Origin of the sequence: Denitrovibrio acetiphilus DSM 12809, from assembly GCF_000025725.1 — a bacterium.
Taxonomy (GTDB): domain Bacteria; phylum Chrysiogenota; class Deferribacteres; order Deferribacterales; family Geovibrionaceae; genus Denitrovibrio; species Denitrovibrio acetiphilus.
Window position 1 is genome coordinate 721,985 of sequence record NC_013943.1, and the last position, 15,959, is coordinate 737,943.

At 40.9% G+C, this 15,959-nt stretch carries 19 protein-coding genes; 11 read left to right on the plus strand and 8 right to left on the minus strand.

What is annotated here, in order from left to right; all coding sequences use genetic code 11:
- Nucleotides 1-19 precede the first annotated feature (19 nt).
- A complete protein-coding gene (locus DACET_RS03570; protein ID WP_013010035.1) occupies nt 20-943 on the minus strand; it encodes a hypothetical protein in 924 nt (307 codons plus the stop codon).
- 434 nt (nt 944-1,377) lie between these two features.
- On the opposite strand from DACET_RS03570, the gene istA (DACET_RS03575) reads away from it, so the two are divergent.
- From istA (DACET_RS03575) to istB (DACET_RS03595), 5 genes are all read left to right on the plus strand, one after another.
- On the plus strand, nt 1,378-2,301 hold the full coding sequence (gene istA / locus DACET_RS03575; protein WP_244392563.1) for an IS21 family transposase: 924 nt from the start codon (nt 1,378-1,380) through the stop codon (nt 2,299-2,301).
- A gap of 162 nt (nt 2,302-2,463) precedes the next feature.
- On the plus strand, nt 2,464-4,032 hold the full coding sequence (istA, locus tag DACET_RS03580; RefSeq protein WP_013009593.1) for an IS21 family transposase: 1,569 nt from the start codon (nt 2,464-2,466) through the stop codon (nt 4,030-4,032).
- A 2-nt stretch (nt 4,033-4,034) separates the two neighbouring features.
- On the plus strand, nt 4,035-4,784 hold the full coding sequence (istB, locus tag DACET_RS03585) for an IS21-like element helper ATPase IstB (protein WP_013009594.1): 750 nt from the start codon (nt 4,035-4,037) through the stop codon (nt 4,782-4,784).
- A gap of 242 nt (nt 4,785-5,026) precedes the next feature.
- The gene (locus tag DACET_RS03590; RefSeq protein ID WP_052293497.1) at nt 5,027-5,623 is read left to right on the plus strand and encodes a Mu transposase domain-containing protein; all 597 of its coding nucleotides are present in this window, start codon (nt 5,027-5,029) and stop codon (nt 5,621-5,623) included.
- Nucleotides 5,611-6,345, plus strand: a complete 735-nt coding sequence (gene istB, locus DACET_RS03595) for an IS21-like element helper ATPase IstB (protein ID WP_013010036.1) — start codon at nt 5,611-5,613, stop codon at nt 6,343-6,345. The genes DACET_RS03590 and istB (DACET_RS03595) overlap by 13 nt, the downstream gene beginning before the upstream one ends.
- Before the next feature lie 353 nt (nt 6,346-6,698).
- Here the strand turns inward: istB (DACET_RS03595) and DACET_RS03600 are convergent, their stop codons facing one another.
- Complete coding sequence (locus DACET_RS03600) at nt 6,699-7,256, minus strand: DUF6933 domain-containing protein (RefSeq protein WP_041229861.1); 558 nt, start codon at nt 7,254-7,256, stop codon at nt 6,699-6,701.
- Nucleotides 7,257-7,387: 131 nt separating this feature from the next.
- Here DACET_RS03600 and DACET_RS03605 point away from each other — a divergent pair, with 131 nt between their 5' ends.
- The 3 genes from DACET_RS03605 to DACET_RS03615 are packed head-to-tail and all read left to right on the plus strand — an operon-like array spanning nt 7,388 to nt 8,107.
- Entirely contained in the window at nt 7,388-7,603 is a 216-nt protein-coding gene (locus tag DACET_RS03605) for a hypothetical protein (protein ID WP_013010038.1), read from the plus strand.
- Between the two features lie 9 nt (nt 7,604-7,612).
- Nucleotides 7,613-7,909 (plus strand): hypothetical protein, encoded by a 297-nt coding sequence (locus DACET_RS03610; RefSeq protein ID WP_013010039.1) that lies wholly within the window; start codon nt 7,613-7,615, stop codon nt 7,907-7,909.
- Between the two features lie 9 nt (nt 7,910-7,918).
- Nucleotides 7,919-8,107 carry a hypothetical protein gene (locus tag DACET_RS03615; protein WP_013010040.1) on the plus strand — a complete coding sequence of 63 codons (189 nt, stop codon included), beginning with the start codon at nt 7,919-7,921 and terminating at the stop codon, nt 8,105-8,107.
- 98 nt (nt 8,108-8,205) lie between these two features.
- Here DACET_RS03615 and DACET_RS03620 read toward each other — a convergent pair whose 3' ends face one another.
- Nucleotides 8,206-8,718, minus strand: a complete 513-nt coding sequence (locus DACET_RS03620; RefSeq protein WP_013010042.1) for a hypothetical protein — start codon at nt 8,716-8,718, stop codon at nt 8,206-8,208.
- Between the two features lie 130 nt (nt 8,719-8,848).
- On the opposite strand from DACET_RS03620, the gene DACET_RS03625 reads away from it, so the two are divergent.
- Nucleotides 8,849-9,796, plus strand: coding sequence for a site-specific integrase (locus DACET_RS03625; protein ID WP_013010043.1), 948 nt, complete (start codon nt 8,849-8,851; stop codon nt 9,794-9,796).
- On the opposite strand, the gene DACET_RS03630 is transcribed toward DACET_RS03625, so the two are convergent.
- Both DACET_RS03630 and DACET_RS03635 read right to left on the minus strand, forming a co-directional pair.
- The gene (locus tag DACET_RS03630; protein WP_013010044.1) at nt 9,793-11,007 is read right to left on the minus strand and encodes an IS256 family transposase; all 1,215 of its coding nucleotides are present in this window, start codon (nt 11,005-11,007) and stop codon (nt 9,793-9,795) included. The two genes, DACET_RS03625 and DACET_RS03630, sit on opposite strands and share 4 nt — an antisense overlap.
- 102 nt (nt 11,008-11,109) lie before the next feature.
- Nucleotides 11,110-12,063: a coiled-coil domain-containing protein gene (locus DACET_RS03635; RefSeq protein WP_013010045.1), complete on the minus strand. Its 954-nt coding sequence runs from the start codon at nt 12,061-12,063 to the stop codon at nt 11,110-11,112.
- Nucleotides 12,064-12,185: 122 nt separating this feature from the next.
- On the opposite strand from DACET_RS03635, the gene DACET_RS03640 reads away from it, so the two are divergent.
- Entirely contained in the window at nt 12,186-13,073 is an 888-nt protein-coding gene (locus DACET_RS03640; protein ID WP_013010046.1) for a DUF4238 domain-containing protein, read from the plus strand.
- Nucleotides 13,074-13,156: 83 nt separating this feature from the next.
- Here the strand turns inward: DACET_RS03640 and DACET_RS03645 are convergent, their stop codons facing one another.
- The 3 genes from DACET_RS03645 to DACET_RS03655 are packed head-to-tail and all read right to left on the minus strand — an operon-like array spanning nt 13,157 to nt 14,746.
- Nucleotides 13,157-13,750 carry a recombinase family protein gene (locus DACET_RS03645; protein WP_013010047.1) on the minus strand — a complete coding sequence of 198 codons (594 nt, stop codon included), beginning with the start codon at nt 13,748-13,750 and terminating at the stop codon, nt 13,157-13,159.
- A gap of 2 nt (nt 13,751-13,752) precedes the next feature.
- Nucleotides 13,753-14,289 (minus strand): hypothetical protein, encoded by a 537-nt coding sequence (locus DACET_RS03650; protein WP_013010048.1) that lies wholly within the window; start codon nt 14,287-14,289, stop codon nt 13,753-13,755.
- On the minus strand, nt 14,279-14,746 hold the full coding sequence (locus DACET_RS03655; RefSeq protein ID WP_013010049.1) for a hypothetical protein: 468 nt from the start codon (nt 14,744-14,746) through the stop codon (nt 14,279-14,281). Before DACET_RS03655 ends, DACET_RS03650 begins: the two co-directional genes overlap by 11 nt.
- Before the next feature lie 422 nt (nt 14,747-15,168).
- Between DACET_RS03655 and DACET_RS03660 the strand changes: the two genes are divergently transcribed.
- Nucleotides 15,169-15,894 carry a hypothetical protein gene (locus tag DACET_RS03660; protein ID WP_013010050.1) on the plus strand — a complete coding sequence of 242 codons (726 nt, stop codon included), beginning with the start codon at nt 15,169-15,171 and terminating at the stop codon, nt 15,892-15,894.
- Nucleotides 15,895-15,959 lie beyond the last annotated feature (65 nt).

Genomic DNA, 15,959 nt, shown 5'->3' on the forward strand with positions numbered 1-15,959 from the left:
AAATTAAGGAGAGAGGGGGTCAATTAACCTGCAAATCAGAGGGGTCAATTGAACTGCAAAATGACACGTAAAAAGGCTCTGATGGTGAAAGGCATTGAAAAACAGCATCTTTTGGGAATAGGCTAGCCTCAATATCGCTTTTATTATAACCTTTGACTGATTTTAGATTACCACCCTTATATGTGCAGTAGGCATTCAGGTCATATATTACGCCAAGGTCTTCATCTATATCAGTAACATTTTCAATCTCGTAATTATATCTCTGATACATTGAGCCATCATCAAGGTGTCTTACATGAGTAACGGCTTTACCGTCCACAATACCAAATTTGATATTCAAGAACCCTTCAAGTGTCTTCGGTTTGTCAGAGTTCTCAAACTTATTCATAATATTGTACTGAAAATTTGATAAGACAGGTTTGCCTGACTTTGCGCTGGTCAGAACCATTAAATACCTATACTCCTGAACATCCTCCTGATTAAGCCGCCTTGGTCTTTTCGCAATAATTGTCTCAACAGCAAAATCTAAGTTACCGCCATAGCATTGCCAATTCTTCGATTTTGTATCAGGCTCCACCTTTTGTATGGTTTGCTTTCCTGTAAAAGAATCAGTGATAACTTTATCAGCTACACTTTTGCCGGCAACACTGTCACAGATTTTAAAAAGCTCTGCATTAATAAAGCCAATCCATTGACCATCGGCTTCTATGGCTGTTTGATTATCTGCAAAGTTTATAAACTCAACAGGAAAAGAAGCATACAAATACTTCACACTGCCTATATTGGCGAGTTTTTCTCTTAAAGTAGAATTATCAAGCTGTCTTTCCTTTGATGGATTTGGGCCTAGAGCATTCAGCATGCTAAACTGTGCTCCAGTTCCTCCACAACCATAGAGAGCAATCCCCGCAAATAAAAAGAAAAGTGTAAGCCAAAGTCTTCTCATACAATCCTCCAAATAATAATTTGTAGTCAAAATACCAATATCTGCTATTTACCTCAAGGAAAATATTTACCTATGGGAAAATGTAATCAAGATACAAGTAGAAGATAATCAGGCAATGTGAGGTTGCTTGATGGATGAATATCAGGATTTCTTAAAGCGTGTTTCTGATAATGTTAAAAGAATGCGACTTGAACGTGGCAAAACCACAGAGTGCTCGTAGCGGCGTGACTCGGACAGCGTAGCGTTTTCCCGTCGGACACCGTAGCGGAAACATTCGGACACCATAGCGGCCGCCGGACAGTCTATCGGTGCTCGGACACTGTAGCGCTCGCCGGACACTGTATCGGCCTTCGGACAGCGTAGCGGAGCTCGGACACTTCCCGCCAGCAAGGTTAACCTTTAAACTGTCCTCCAATAATAAGTTGGAGGCAAATATGACGAGGTTAACAATGAGCGAGATCAAAGAGGTAATACGCCTAAGATACATAAACCAGCTTTCCATCCGTCAGATATCGGTATCCACCGGAATCCCTAAGTCAACGGTATCAGACTATGTGAACCGTTTCCGTATAACAGGCCTTAAGGCTGAGGAGTTGTCTTCAGTATCCGAAGATGAGCTGTACAGCCGTCTCTTTCCAGAAAGGTCAATGTCTTTGAACCGAACCTTCCCTATGCCGGATCTGGATTATATCGCCAGAGAGAAACGACGCAAGGGTGTCACATGGCTTCTGTTATGGCAGGAGTATAAATCAGTCCATCCCGACGGCTATAACTACACTCAGTTCAAAGAGTACTGCAAGAAACACATATCCCGTCTAAGTCCGACCATGCGCCAGATATACAACGCCGGTGAAATAATGTTCGTAGACTATTCCGGCCTGACAATGGATATAGTAGACCGCTATACAGGAGAAGTGAGTGAGGCACAGATCTTTGTATCAGCTCTTGGAGCATCGGGAGCTGTGTTCGTACATGCAACAGAAAGCCAGAAGAAAGAATCATTCATCCTGTCTCATAGTCTCGCATTTGAATATTACGGTGCAGTTTCAAAGACCGTAGTGCCGGATAATCTGAAATCAGCAGTAACTAAACACACCAGAGATGTTCTTACGGTCAACAGCAGCTACTCAGACATGGCTAAGTATTACGGTTGTGCAGTCATCCCTGCCAGACCTGCGAAACCTCAGGACAAAGCAAAGGTAGAACAGGCAGTTCAGGGGATACAGAGATGGGTACTTGCAAAGCTCAGAAACAGATTGTTTAACACCGTGCAGGAACTGAACTCTGCCATAGCTGCGAAATCCGGTGCTGATTGGACAGGCAATCCGGTTTTAATTGGACACCATTTCCGGAATTGATTGGACACTCAATCCGGAATTGACTGGACAGTGAATCCGGAAATGACTGGACACTTAAGCGCAGCTACCGGATTTACATTTGTGTCCCGTTTTATGATTTGAATTGAATTTTACGTTAATCTTCCGAGCCTATAGAATCTGTCTCAAAAACAGGAGAGACAGATGCGACGACACAAGAAAGGAAGGTTAACAATGAAATATCTTCGTGAAGTAATCCGCCTTCATGACTTAGGCGGTCTCAGCAACCGTCAGATAGCCAAAGCCTGTAATGTATCACCGACGACAGCAGGCGGATGCATCAACAAATACATAGATTCAGGCATTCCTTATGAAACCTTTGCCGAGCTTCCGGATGAGGAGCTTGAGTCAATCTTTTACCCCAAGGAACCAGATCAGCCCGTATACTCCCGCCCCATGCCGGATATGGAGTATCTTTGCAAAGAGCTTAAGCGGAAAGGGGTGACTCTTCAGCTTCTCTGGGAAGAGTATATCCGTGAGAATCCCGGAGGCTACAGCCGTTCCCAATTCTCTTACCACTATCAGCAGTGGAGTAAAAAGATTAATCCGACGATGCGGTTTAATCATAAAGCAGGCGAGAAGGTATTTGTAGACTTCTCCGGTTACAAGCCTGAGATCGTAAATCCAATAACAGGCGAGGTGACATCAGTAGATCTCTTTGTAGCGACCTTAGGAGCAAGTTCATACACTTATGCGGTATGTGTTCCTGACCAGACGAAAGAGTTCTGGATAGAAGCCCATGTAAAGATGTTCGATTTCTTCGGCGGCGTTCCTGAATGCATAGTGCCGGATAATCTTAAGTCCGGAGTAACGTCCCCATGCTTTTACGACCCTGATATAAATCCCGGCTACGCAGACATGGCAGCGCATTACGGCATAGCAGTTGTCCCCGCAAGACCAGGTAAACCAAAGGATAAGGGGAAGGTAGAGAACGGCGTACTTAACGTTCAGCGCCGTATCCTTGCTGTACTCCGTAACCACACATTTAACAGCATACAGGAACTCAACAGCGCAGTGGCGGAAGAGCTTGTAAATCTTAACGCCAGACCCATGCAGCATATGAAGTCATCCCGCAGACAGCTGTTCAAAGGATTAGACCAGCCTGCGCTGAAACCACTTCCCTCTGAAAGGTTCGAACAGTACAGCTGGAAGAAGGCCAAGGTGAGCTTCAACTATCATGTGCAGGTAGGAGATACTCACTACAGTGTCCCATGGCGGCTTATGGGTGAAACTGTAGATATCAAATACAACAGCAGGATAGTTCAGATAATACATAAGAATAAATGCATAGCATCACACCCCAGGTCTTTTAAGTATGGCTACTACGCTACCTCTAAAGCCCACATGCCGCCCAACCATCAGTTCGTTGCTTCAGGCTGGACGCCTGAAAGAATTAATAAGTGGGCATCAAAGGCCGCAGGAGCGTACACCGCCAAAGCAATAGATGCCATTATTGACAGCAGGCAGTTTCCGGAACAGGCTTACAAGAGCTGTATGGGTGTCATTAAGCTTTCGAAATATTACCAGCCGGAAAGACTTGAGAAGGCATGCCGTATGGTTCTGGAGAGCGGCACTGTCAGATACAAGAGCATCAAGTCTATCCTTGAAAAAGGTCTGGATAAAATACACTACCTTGAACCTGAACCAAGAAAAAATCTTGTCCATGAGAATATCAGGGGCAATGAGTACTATCGTATAAAAGGAGATGACTAAAGATGGAACTAACGGAAATGATGACACAGCTCAGACTTAAAGGATTCATACAGGCGTATGAACTACAGCAGAAGATGCCGGAGATTGATGATCTCAGTTTCGAGGAGAGGCTGAGAATCCTTCTGGAGCATGAGTCACTATACAGGGAAGACAGACAACTCTGCCTGCTTCTAAAGAAAGCTAAACTCAGGTATCCCGGAGCCTGCATAGAGGACATCCGGTACAGGAACGGCAGAAACATTACAAAGCAGATGATGCTGGAACTTGGTAAAAACGATTGGGTGCGCAAACACAGGAATATCATAATCACCGGTGCCTCTGGCGTAGGAAAGACTTATATCGCCTGTGCTCTCGGCAACAGCGCATGTCGAAACGGAATAAAGTCCCTCTATGTCAGACTGCCGAGACTCCTTCAGGAACTTAAGATTGCCAGAACAGATGGTACTTATGTAAAGGTACTCACTCAGCTTTCCAGAGTAAATGTGCTGATCGTTGACGACTGGGGGCTTGATACTCTGAACGACCACGAGAGGAAGGACTTCCTTGAGGTCATGGAAGACCGCTACTCCGTCAGATCCACTATTATCGCTACTCAGATACCCGTTGATAAATGGCATGACATTATAGGTGACCATACTATCGCTGACGCTATCTGTGACAGGCTTGTACATAACGCAGAGCACTTACAGCTTACCGGCGACTCTCTCAGAAAAGAGAAAGAACAGAGCTCTGTTAACATGAAAAATGAATAGATTTACCACTGAACGCTTGACCAAAGATGGACATTTAGATATTTAAAAGGAGTAGGAAGATTAACTGAATTCAAACTGTCCAATCAAAACCGGAAACACTGTCCAGTCATTTCCGGATTCAGTGTCCAATTACACCGGAATATGCAGCCATAGCTCCGCTTACTGAGGCCTATAACAATAAAGTCATAAGAGGTATCGGCAAGAGCCGTCTTGAGCTTCTGAATGAGATAGACCGTCCTGAGATGCTGCCCCTGCCAAAGGAGAGATATCAGTATCGTGAGTATCTGATAAGACATGTAGGAGTCGACTATCATGTGGATGTTTCCGGCAGCAGATACTCTGTCCCTTACAAGCTAATAAAGAACAAGGTGGACGTATGGCACTCCGCCACCACAGTAGAGATATATCACAAAGGATACCCTGTAGCCATCCACCCTAAGTCAAAGAGAGGTTCCACTCTCACAGAGCACATGCCGCCGAATCATGTCATGTGGCAGGAGAAATGGAACCCTACACGTATACTCAACTGGGCAGGCTCTATAGGCTTCGATACTGCAAGGCTCATGAAGAATATCCTTGATTCCAGAAGTCATCCGGCAAACGCTTACAGGACATGTATAGCTATCCTCAGCAGAGCAAAAAGCCATGATAAAAGTGACTTCAACATGGCATGTAAGAAGGCTGTAGAGATAAGAGCTTATTCAGTAAAGAGCCTTGAATCCATACTTAGCAGTAAAATATATCTTGAGAAGGATGAGAAGAACACTGCTCCGCTCAGCAATCATAATAATGTGCGGGGGAGAGACTATTATAAAGAGGAGGACAAATGTCAAAGTTAGAAGACCTTATTGCAGAGCTGAAGCTCGCCGGACTGGAGGCGGCTCTTTCCAGACAGATGGAGAATCCACAGTACAGAGATCTGCCGTTTGAGGATCGTCTGCTTCAGCTTCTGCAGGCGGAATCAGCAGAGAGGCTGTCACGCAAGATAAAGAGGAACATGGCGCAGGCGAAGTTCAAAGACCTCAACGCAAGGGTCGAGGATATCGACTACACGATACCAAGGGGGCTTGATAAGTCAGCTATGCTTTCGCTCATCGCAGGTGAGTATCTGAATAAAAAGCAGAATATCCTTATTACAGGTCCTACAGGAACAGGTAAAAGCTTCATTGCTCAGGCTCTTGCCAATATGGCTGTACGGGACGGGCTTAATGCCAGATATTACCGACTTCCCAGGCTTATGGATGAGATGAAGCTGGCAAGGCTGGATGGTACTTATGTCAAGGGGCTGAACAAAATAGCCAGATATAATCTGCTCATCCTTGATGACTTCGGAATTAATCCGCTCACCGCCGATGATGCCAACGACCTTCTTGAGGTGATTGAGGATCGTGCGGGTATCAGCAGTGTTATCGTCACCTCGCAACTGCCTGTAGATCGCTGGTATGACTATCTCAACAACGATACTGTGGCTGACGCCATTCTGGACAGGCTGCTTCACAGCAGCCACAAGATCAAACTTAAAGGTGAAAGTATAAGGAAGATTCAAGCGGATAACGCTTGATTTATAGATGAACTGGTTCTTATAATCAGAAAAAGGTTACCTTGCGGCAAAAGTGTCCGACGACCGATACGCTGTCCGAATGTTTCCGATCCCACTGTCCGAATAAGCCGATACAGGCACACAGAGGAGATAGCCTTTGAAGCTCTGGGGCATAGCTCTACAGCGTTCGTGAATCAGGCCGAAAACCTCAAAAACGGTAAACATTTCAATCTCAAACATCTGTATTTGCTAGCGAAGTATTACGGATGTTCAATTTCAAATTTTATTGAATCTTAATTTTTATTACTGTTATTGATTTTCTTCTCATCATAAAATCTGAATTTTAATAAATACAATTATTGATTACCGATCTTCTATAGATCCAACCTAGATAATATCTTAGTTCTAAACTCTCTTATGGGCACAATGAACTCTGTCTTAATATTTTTATGAGTTCGTATGTTGTCATTAAGGCGATGTCCAAGAGCGAGTAGATGATGATTGGTTGCAGGCAAGTAACCACCTAATTCTCTATGGCAGAAGTCTTCTATCTCATACTGCATCTGAGTCATATGAGAAATAACGCTATTAGACATTGGCTTCGAGTAGGAGCAGCTGCCCCTAAGCTGAAGAACCAGCTCAAATATCAGCTTCTGCGTCTCTACAGAAGTATCTCCAAACAAGTCTACTATGTGATTTTCAAACTGATCCATGAAGACATAATGAAACATTTTGAAGTCAGCTTTTTTGAGATCACACAAAAATATCGCATACCTGGTGTTTTCCTCCACGGCGATAACGCAATTGACCCTTCCGAACTTAATAATCTTCGCATGCCAGTCCCATGCATTATTTGGTTTATTATGAGTCATATCTGTATTGGCCTTTGATAGAGTCTCATACATGTTTTTGCTCAGATTAAAGTGCAGCATATTATCCCCAAAGGCTTTTTATATAGTCTGCTACAGCTCTCGAATAAAGGCAACATAAATATAATCAGCAATTTTCACTTGTATTTTATATTTGTATAATATACTATAATGTATATTATACAGGAGGACATATGTATAACAGAACAACAGTACAATGCAAAGCGTGTGGAAGCTTTGTGGTGCCGAGGATGGATATCTATTACGGGCAGCCAGTGGCTACGTTCTGCCCCATATGTGGAAACATGATCGAAGACTTTTCACCAGCATGGGCAAAGTATATTCCGCATTTTATAGGCTTCATCCTTGCAGCAGCTTTTATCTTTTGTGTCAAAGAGACATTTTTTTAGGAGGTTATTATGGATACTTTTACCGAAATACTTGTGATACTTTTCTTTTTCATAACTGGCACTATGACCTTTTACGTCTTTTTCACATGGATACTGCAAACACTTAAAAATTTGTTCAATCCAAAGCCAAAGATGAATATAAGTTCTTATGGTTACCATGAACCACATCGCAGTTTTATGAGCTATTCAGCTGAGGAACTGGCTGACAAGAAGATTGCAGTTAATATGATCTACAATGCTAAGATGTTTTTGTATATTTTTGTCTTTTCTATTGTAATCATGCTTTTTTCAGCAGTATTTATGTAGAGGCTAGGCATGAAGGAATTTGATGAGATTGAAATGGAACGTAGGATAAATAACCTGCAGAGCCTCTCAAGGCTGTCTGAAGCTTTATGCAGAACTCTTGAGCTACCAATAGATCCTGCTGAAATGGCTGTTGATATGGAGAAAGCTCTTGAGCAATCCCTCATAAAAAATGGTATAATAAATGATTACAAGGAGTAAAAAATGACATACGGAACATTTATCGTGTCTTTAACAATTGGAATGTCGTTGATCGCAATCAGTGGTGTTGTAATCGAACATAAAATCAAGAGCAGGAATTAATCTTCCTGCTCGTATAACATCGCCTCGTTAAACTTCTGCTGTAGATACCCATGAGAGATTCTTGTCTTATGGTATTTTGCGATAAAATCAGCAATCTCTCGCCAGGATAACCCTTCGTTGTAGTACATATTCTTGATCTCGTGGAATAATGTCTCTTTTATCAGTCTTGCCTTTTTGCTATCCTTCTTGCCTCTGCCGGCCTTGATGCGCTCTATACGAATCTTATTAAGTTTTAAAGCCTCTTCTTCGGTAAGGGAGTCTTTTGTTGCCTGAGCAGTCTCTATACGCTTCATAGCACGCAAAGCAAGAAGGTGCATGCCGTAGTAATACTCAGATGCTTTCTCTTTATCAAACCTGTCTTTGTTTTGCCTAGCCAGATCTGTTTGCAGCTTAAATGACTCGATACGAACATTTTCAGGCAGCTTTGAATAGTATTTCACAAGAGAATTCGCCTCAGCAGTGCTGATTCCCGTTAGTTCCTTTATATATTCAGTATCGTATTTATACATGTTTACCAAACCTTTAATAAAGTGCTTCTTAGATGGTCTCTCTGATGGTACATCTAATAGACCATCAACTTTTCGTTAATGTATATTATACATTATTGAGTCAAAATCAATACAATGTTATTATACACTTATGAGAGGAAGCATAATACACCAGGTTCAGACATTATTCAAGGAGTCCGGTATCAACCGGATAGGCACATCAAAACACACCGATAAAGAAGCCTTTAGAAACAGCACAGATAAGAAAGCTAACTGGCATGAGATAGGGCAGAATACTGGTATCTATTCATACTCAACTGCTGATGATTACCGGGAAATTTGGATTTCCGCATTTAGATATGCGAAGGCTCACTTTGGAGTAAAAGATATAGAGACTCTCGCCGGCGAACACCTTCAGGCGTTTTTACTGGCAAAGATTGATCAAGAGGTTAAGCATGCTACCTTTATGCAATACGCAGCAGCCCTTGAGAAGCTTGCTGTGGCTCTGAATATGTACGCTGAGAAGCACGAAACCGGAAATGAGTATAACTTTAGTGATGACATCAATGTTGCCCGTAAAAAGGCGCACAAAACTCTTCAGAGGTTTGATGGTGTCAGGTCATATGAGAATCCGGAAGAGCTGATAGAAATGCTAACGAATCCTACACATAGGCTGATCGCTTCTACACAGTATATCGGAGGCGCACGTATGGATGAGGTCTACGGAATCATGCCCGACTCCATAAAGCCAGACAACCGTGTAACCGTCAAAGGTAAAGGCGGCAAAATCAGAGATATCAGAATCAATCCTGACGATCATAAAATGCTCTCGGAAATCCTTAAGAGGGACGGCCACTTCAAGTTTGATAAAGGCAAATATCTTTATCACCTTAAAAAGGCTTCAATGGTGAGTGAACAGAAGCATAATGCTTCTCATGGCCTCCGCTGGAATTTTGCCCAGAACCGCATGCTGGAAGTCCAGAAAAACGGCAAAGTCCGAGAACAGGGCTTAGTCATCGTCAGCCAAGAGATGGGGCACGAACGGGCTGATATAACGGAGCATTATTTGAAAACCGAATTAAGGAGCGTGTCATATTAACTGTGTAAAGTCGTAATTCTGTCTTCATAGTTGATATATAGCTGTGAGTATATTACACCCCAATCCCTTATTGGCATAGTCCATTTCTTTTCGATACCTAAAATAGCTAAATATAAGAGCTTTACAAGGGAGTCTTCCGTCGGGAAGGCTCCTTTTCCTTTGGTTGATTTCCTGATGGCAGAATGGAAGCTCTCAACCGGATTCGTGGTATAAATCAGTTTCCTGAGCTCCTTGGAATATTTGAAATACGTAGAAAGCTCAGTCCAGTTGTTCCGCCATGATTTCGAGATGTTAGGATATTTGCTGTCCCACTTCTCGGCAAAGGCATCCAGCTCAGCTCTGGCTTGTTCCTCGGTCGCTGCGGCATAGATTTTCTTGAGGTCAGCAGCCACAGTCTTACGCTCCTTCCAGGGCACAAAGCGGAGAGAGTTGCGTATCTGATGGACTACGCATTTCTGAATCTCAGACTGTGGGAAAGCGGCTGTTATAGCTTCTGAGATGCCCTTGAGGTTGTCTACGGCAAAGATAAGAATATCCTGTACTCCACGGTTCTTTAGCTCGTTCATAACTGTCAGCCAGTATTTAGCGGATTCCGTCTCGGCAAGATATAGCCCCAGACAGGATTTATGACCTTCCATGCTGATGCCGATCACAAAGTAGATAGTGACGTTGCGAACAGCTCCGTCCACACGCATCTTTAAAACCATGCCGTCCATAAAGACGATGGCGTATATCTCTTCCAAGGCTCTGTTTTGCCATTCTTTAGCCTGTGGGAGAATCTTGTCTGTAATAACGCTGACTGTCTCCGGCGATAGCTCATGACCGTAGATATCAAAGATGTGCTCTTTGATGTCACGGTTACTCATACCCCTGGCATACATGGAAATTACTTTAGCTTCAATGCCTGATATATCTGTCTGGCGTTTCTTGACTATTTCAGGCGAAAAGGTTGATAGGCGATCACGGGGTACTTCGAGTTCCATTTCGCCCATTTGTGATTGTACTTTCTTGGCAGAACGACCATTACGGCTGTTGCCGTCACTTACGTTCGGTTCGTGTTTTTTATAGCCTAAATGGGCTTCAAGCTCACCTTCGTAGAGCGTTTCTATGACTTCTTTCATCATGTCACGCATAAACACCTGAAGGTCTTCTGTGGTCTTTACATCGCTTTCAGCAAGCAGATCTTTCAGTTTGTCCTTGTCGAATTTCATCATAAACCTCGCATGTTAGTTTAACACATACGACGTTTACACACTTTTATTTACACGCTCGAATTAAGGAAAAACAAGTAAGTTTATTTCCAGGATCAAGTACTATTTTTTACAGCCTAATACATATTTTAGTAATTTAGTTTCATCAAAATCGAGTAAAATAGAACCGTAATACCACTTTTCACAATGATCTTTATAACGTTGTGAATACCCTTGAAAACATCCTTGAACATCATCAGGTTCCCCTATTGTATTAACTATTTCATATTTTTTTGCACCTTTTGGCACTAGACATGCTTTTTTATTTTGTTTGTTAATACGATCTTTGATTTGTTCTATTTTATTAGTAACCTCTGTTAATTCTTTTTGAATTTTCTTTTCATCTTTTTGGTATTCATTTAGAGACGTTTTAGCGTTAGATAGCAATTGATTAAGTCGTGAAATTTCTTTTTCTTTTGCCTCATTCGTCAACATTTGTTTAGTTAATTTCTTCTGCAATGCTATCGTCTCATTACTTCTTATGTCAATTTCAGACTCTTTAGTTTGTAAAAGTTTCTGAAGTTTATCAATTTCGCCTTGATTTGCTCTGATTTTTAATATCTCAGATATGCCTTCTGAAACAGAGTCAGGATCAACAAGTACACTTGCTTTAATGTAAAAAGTTTCACCATCATATTTTTCATCTAGTATTTTAGTTTTAACGATTCCTGCAGTTAGATTTTTGATTTCTTCTCTTATGATTTGCTTACTGCCATTGTCAGATCTCAAGTTATCTAGCTCTAAGTAACTCTCAACAAAAACGCCTGTTTCTTCGAGTATCAAAACTTTGACCTGACTTAATGCATTTTTTCTCGCATCATTTTTACTGTCATCGTCGCCAACGTTGTATGTGTATTCTTTGATTATCTCTTTCACTCTAAGATTATTTTTTTTCGCAATATTGATATCGTTAATCTTAGTTATTATTTCTTCATAAGATATTGATGAATCTATGTCGTTAGCATTAACAGATAATACAACAAAGCTTAGAAGGAGTGTAATAAGTAGTGTTCGCATGATGACCTCGAAATTTTTCTTATTATGCAGCAAGTGAATCATGATGTCAGTATAGGTATTTTAACAAAATAGTTTATCATGTATAGTGTTTATTCACATTGTAGACAAGAGGTTCGAGTACTATGTCAAATGCACGCAATCATCACTACATCTCTCAATTTTATCTGAGGGGCTTCACTAAGTCAGGAAAATCAAAAGAAAAAATATTCGTTTTTGACAAACATGAACAGTCATTTTTTGCTTCAAGTCCTAAGAATGTAGGCAGTAAAAGAGACTTTAATCGTATCTCGCTTGAAGGTAAAGAGAACATTCTTGAAGAACAACTTGCTGAATTAGAAGGATTACTTGCGCCAATCTTTAAAAAGACTATTGATATTAGAAAATTTCCCAACGATGAAGATCTATACGGAATACTCACGTTCATTTCTATGCTTGCTATAAAAAATCCTGTAGTAAGACATCAATTCGATGATTTCTTGAAGACGATTGCAGACAGATTTATGACAATGACATTAATGTCTGAAGAAAGATATTTAGATCAATGCAGACAGGCAGGAATTCCTGAAGAGAAAATCGTGCCATACGAACAGGAAAAAGAATTCTTTAATGATAAGACTAGATACACTATCTATGTGAACCAAGAAATACATGCATTCGGGGAATCTGGAGTCATAGAACATTTAACAAATCTATTATGTCACAGAAACTGGTTTCTACTCGTAACGGATGATGACAACGCCGAGTTTATAACTTCAGATTTTCCTGTCTCACTAACCTCTAAAAATAAAAGAACTGGAATTCAAGGAGTCGGTTTTGGACACAGTGATTCAGAAGTGTTTTTCCCATTATCAAAAAATTTGGCATTGCTTGGTGTTTTTGAAGAATCTGAACATGATAAAGTAATATATGTGCCTGAAAAAAACGTTACAATGCTTAACAAAATGACTTACGCATTTTCGAACAGACAGATATATGCTTCGAAAAAAAGTTTTTTGAATAATGTAATTTAATCTGATAAAGAATTGTCTACCCATCTAATGTTAGGTCCAACAAACTTCCAAATAAGTGAATTTACAAAAAATCATATCTTTAGTTATAAATTACGACTTTTGATAAAATGCCGCATGGCTGTCTGGCTAACACCATAGATTTTGGCAATTGATGTGGTGTTCACTCCTTTCCGGTGAAGGATAGTGATTTCCTCTATCATAGAATCCAGCTTGCTTGACTGGCTACCTTTTGGTCTGCCGAGCTTTTTACCCTCAGCTCTTCTTCTGGCAAGAGCCTCTTTAGTTCTTGAAGATATGAGCTCACGCTCCAGCTCAGAGGCAAGCGAAAAAGCGAATGTTAGAACCTTAGAGTTGATATCATTCTTAAGCACATGGTTGCTCTTAACGATATGGACCTCAACCTCTTTGGAGATACATATTGAGAATATCTCGAATACCTCCAGCATAGATCTGCCAAGGCGGGACATCTCGGTCACTATCAACTTGTCGCCAGCATCCAACTTCTCTATCACATCAGCCAGTTTTTTTTGCTTCCACGACTTTTTACCTGACACGGTCTCTTCAATATATTGAACAGCCCCAATACTTTTGTCTGCCACATACGATGACACCGTATAAGTCTGATTCTTCGCATCCTGTTTATCTGTGGAGACTCTGATATATGCGTATATAGCCATAACTATAACCAGAAATCACAGTTGCTGAGAATGGTGCGCAGGACACTGGCAGCTAACCTACAATAGCATTTATCCATATAAGATTTTTTTAAGCCATGACCATAATCGACACAAAGGTTCATGATTTCATTCTTCTTGACTACCGAAAATGTGAAGCAGCCTTGCCTATATTCTTTGTGCAGGCTCAAACTATTACCCACAAAACCCTCAAAAGCCGACATCAGCTCCACGGCCTTAATAGGAGGTATTAATACACTGCCACGGTCTACTGTCATTTCAACATGTAAAAGTCCATTGAACTGTGGGCGAGCCCTATTGCCTGTCACAACGATATCAGTCGGCTTGTAGTACCTGCCATTTTGATCAAATATTTTTCGATCAGAATAGACAATTCTTTCGTCAATACATGCTATTAGTTCATTGCAGACGGAGACAGTTCTTTCTTCACGATATTCACATGACTCGCCAATTTTAAGGCTTTCTATGTAATCATCGTATGTCCAGGTAGGTTTAAACATATTGTCAGCCTCAAACCTCATATTTCTTCGCCTCCTTCATAACAGTAGCAAGCAGCTTATCTACATCATCACTTTCCGCCACACCCATGGTATTTTCAATTTCATTTGCCAGTATGCGCCTTTCTAGCTTAGCTTGAGCAACGACCTTGCCTAGTAAAGAGACTAAGTTACTGTTTTTCTGTATCAAAGCATCAACCTTTCTCTCAAATTTACGTACTGACTCACTTGTACGATCTTCAAGATCTTCGAATTTGCCTTTCCATTGGTATGCTTCATACGCAAATTTATCTCTCTCTTTCCTAAGCACCTCGTCAGGTTCTATAGAGCGTATTTTGTCATTCAACCTTACGTTTTCTTCCTCAAGCTTCTGATACTTTTTTCTCCAGTGCTTAGTCTTAATATTACTGTAGAGATAACCAAGTAGCAGACATAAAACGGTCACAAAGACCAGAAAGAATATTCCAGGATAAACACTCATTATGACTCACCTCTATGTTTGTAAATTACATTTATATTATTATTGTATAATATACATAAATACTAGTATGCGTAATTACTCTTGTCAACAATAATTTATATATTATTTAATATGCGCATCTAAACAGATAATTCTTGTGATTAATACCGTTGACATATTGTCTTTAAACGACTATGATTTATTATCATTCTTTTGATAATTCGATTTGTCGTAGTATGCGGTTTTCTCCGCTTCCGTATTCTTTCGGTGTAAAGAAAAAATGCCTTGCGCTAATTCGTATGAGTTCAGCGATTATCTGTTCCTTGCCAAAGCAAGAATAGAGTAAGGCGACCGAAAGAAGTTCTTGTATTCTTCTCTAAAAAATCATGGTGGCACTCAACACAGTTACCTGGCGAGGCAAATAAAACGCAAAGGAGATTATCGTGATACTTTTCAAAGAAGCTTTTTACTGCGAACAAGGCGAGTTCTATAAAATGAAGGCAGAAGAGCTTAGTAAGGTTGATGTCTTGCTGAAGGCTAAAACAATGGATCTCTGGGATGAGACAAAAGAATTTCGCCTAAGTCCTTTTGTGAGAAAGAATGAATACGGGTTTATATCTTTAGTCCGTAATTTCAGAGGTCCTGTTGAGGGACATGATGACTCTGATGCACATGAGCAAAGAATTTCTGATCTGCATGATATGTTAATATCTGAGTCATACCGATTCGTCATAGCAAACAAATATGACACTTCTATGTCCAGCGTGATCACTCTTGCGGATACTGATGGCTATTTCTGGGACCAGTTTATTTTCAGAGACTATAGCTACAGCACCAATCTTGCTCACGATATATTTGGGATGTCGCCATCCTGCAACACTTCAGAGGCAAACCCATATATAGCTGTAGAAGTAGTAGATAAAGTCATGCCAAGTGAAGAAACATTTGCAAATATGCTCGAGGCAACCGAAAATATGCCGTGCATCATTTGCTTTGATGTTGTTTCAGCACCAGGTACCTTCTTAGAAATAAATGAGGAGAAATGTTATTGTAAGCCAAAGTACTTTATATATGATGGTTCTATCTGGAAGGATAATGTGCGACTTGATTATGACACAGGAACCGCTGTTAAAGAATTCCTTGTGAAAGAGCTCTCTTTACTGTCTTGAAGACCTCATATGATGTGTGTAAAAAACATCTTATTGCCTTCAAAGAAGGAGAATGTATACAAATG

Bases quoted from the DNA above. Each gene is read 5' to 3' on its own strand.
- DACET_RS03570 (WP_013010035.1), bottom strand. From the start codon at position 943: ATGAGAAGACTTTGGCTTACACTTTTCTTTTTATTTGCGGGGATTGCT.
- istA (WP_244392563.1), top strand. From the start codon at position 1,378: ATGACGAGGTTAACAATGAGCGAGATCAAAGAGGTAATACGCCTAAGA.
- istA (WP_013009593.1), top strand. From the start codon at position 2,464: ATGCGACGACACAAGAAAGGAAGGTTAACAATGAAATATCTTCGTGAA.
- istB (WP_013009594.1), top strand. From the start codon at position 4,035: ATGGAACTAACGGAAATGATGACACAGCTCAGACTTAAAGGATTCATA.
- DACET_RS03590 (WP_052293497.1), top strand. From the start codon at position 5,027: ATGCTGCCCCTGCCAAAGGAGAGATATCAGTATCGTGAGTATCTGATA.
- istB (WP_013010036.1), top strand. From the start codon at position 5,611: ATGTCAAAGTTAGAAGACCTTATTGCAGAGCTGAAGCTCGCCGGACTG.
- DACET_RS03600 (WP_041229861.1), bottom strand. From the start codon at position 7,256: ATGCTGCACTTTAATCTGAGCAAAAACATGTATGAGACTCTATCAAAG.
- DACET_RS03605 (WP_013010038.1), top strand. From the start codon at position 7,388: ATGTATAACAGAACAACAGTACAATGCAAAGCGTGTGGAAGCTTTGTG.
- DACET_RS03610 (WP_013010039.1), top strand. From the start codon at position 7,613: ATGGATACTTTTACCGAAATACTTGTGATACTTTTCTTTTTCATAACT.
- DACET_RS03615 (WP_013010040.1), top strand. From the start codon at position 7,919: ATGAAGGAATTTGATGAGATTGAAATGGAACGTAGGATAAATAACCTG.
- DACET_RS03620 (WP_013010042.1), bottom strand. From the start codon at position 8,718: ATGTATAAATACGATACTGAATATATAAAGGAACTAACGGGAATCAGC.
- DACET_RS03625 (WP_013010043.1), top strand. From the start codon at position 8,849: ATGAGAGGAAGCATAATACACCAGGTTCAGACATTATTCAAGGAGTCC.
- DACET_RS03630 (WP_013010044.1), bottom strand. From the start codon at position 11,007: ATGAAATTCGACAAGGACAAACTGAAAGATCTGCTTGCTGAAAGCGAT.
- DACET_RS03635 (WP_013010045.1), bottom strand. From the start codon at position 12,063: ATGCGAACACTACTTATTACACTCCTTCTAAGCTTTGTTGTATTATCT.
- DACET_RS03640 (WP_013010046.1), top strand. From the start codon at position 12,186: ATGTCAAATGCACGCAATCATCACTACATCTCTCAATTTTATCTGAGG.
- DACET_RS03645 (WP_013010047.1), bottom strand. From the start codon at position 13,750: ATGGCTATATACGCATATATCAGAGTCTCCACAGATAAACAGGATGCG.
- DACET_RS03650 (WP_013010048.1), bottom strand. From the start codon at position 14,289: ATGAGGTTTGAGGCTGACAATATGTTTAAACCTACCTGGACATACGAT.
- DACET_RS03655 (WP_013010049.1), bottom strand. From the start codon at position 14,746: ATGAGTGTTTATCCTGGAATATTCTTTCTGGTCTTTGTGACCGTTTTA.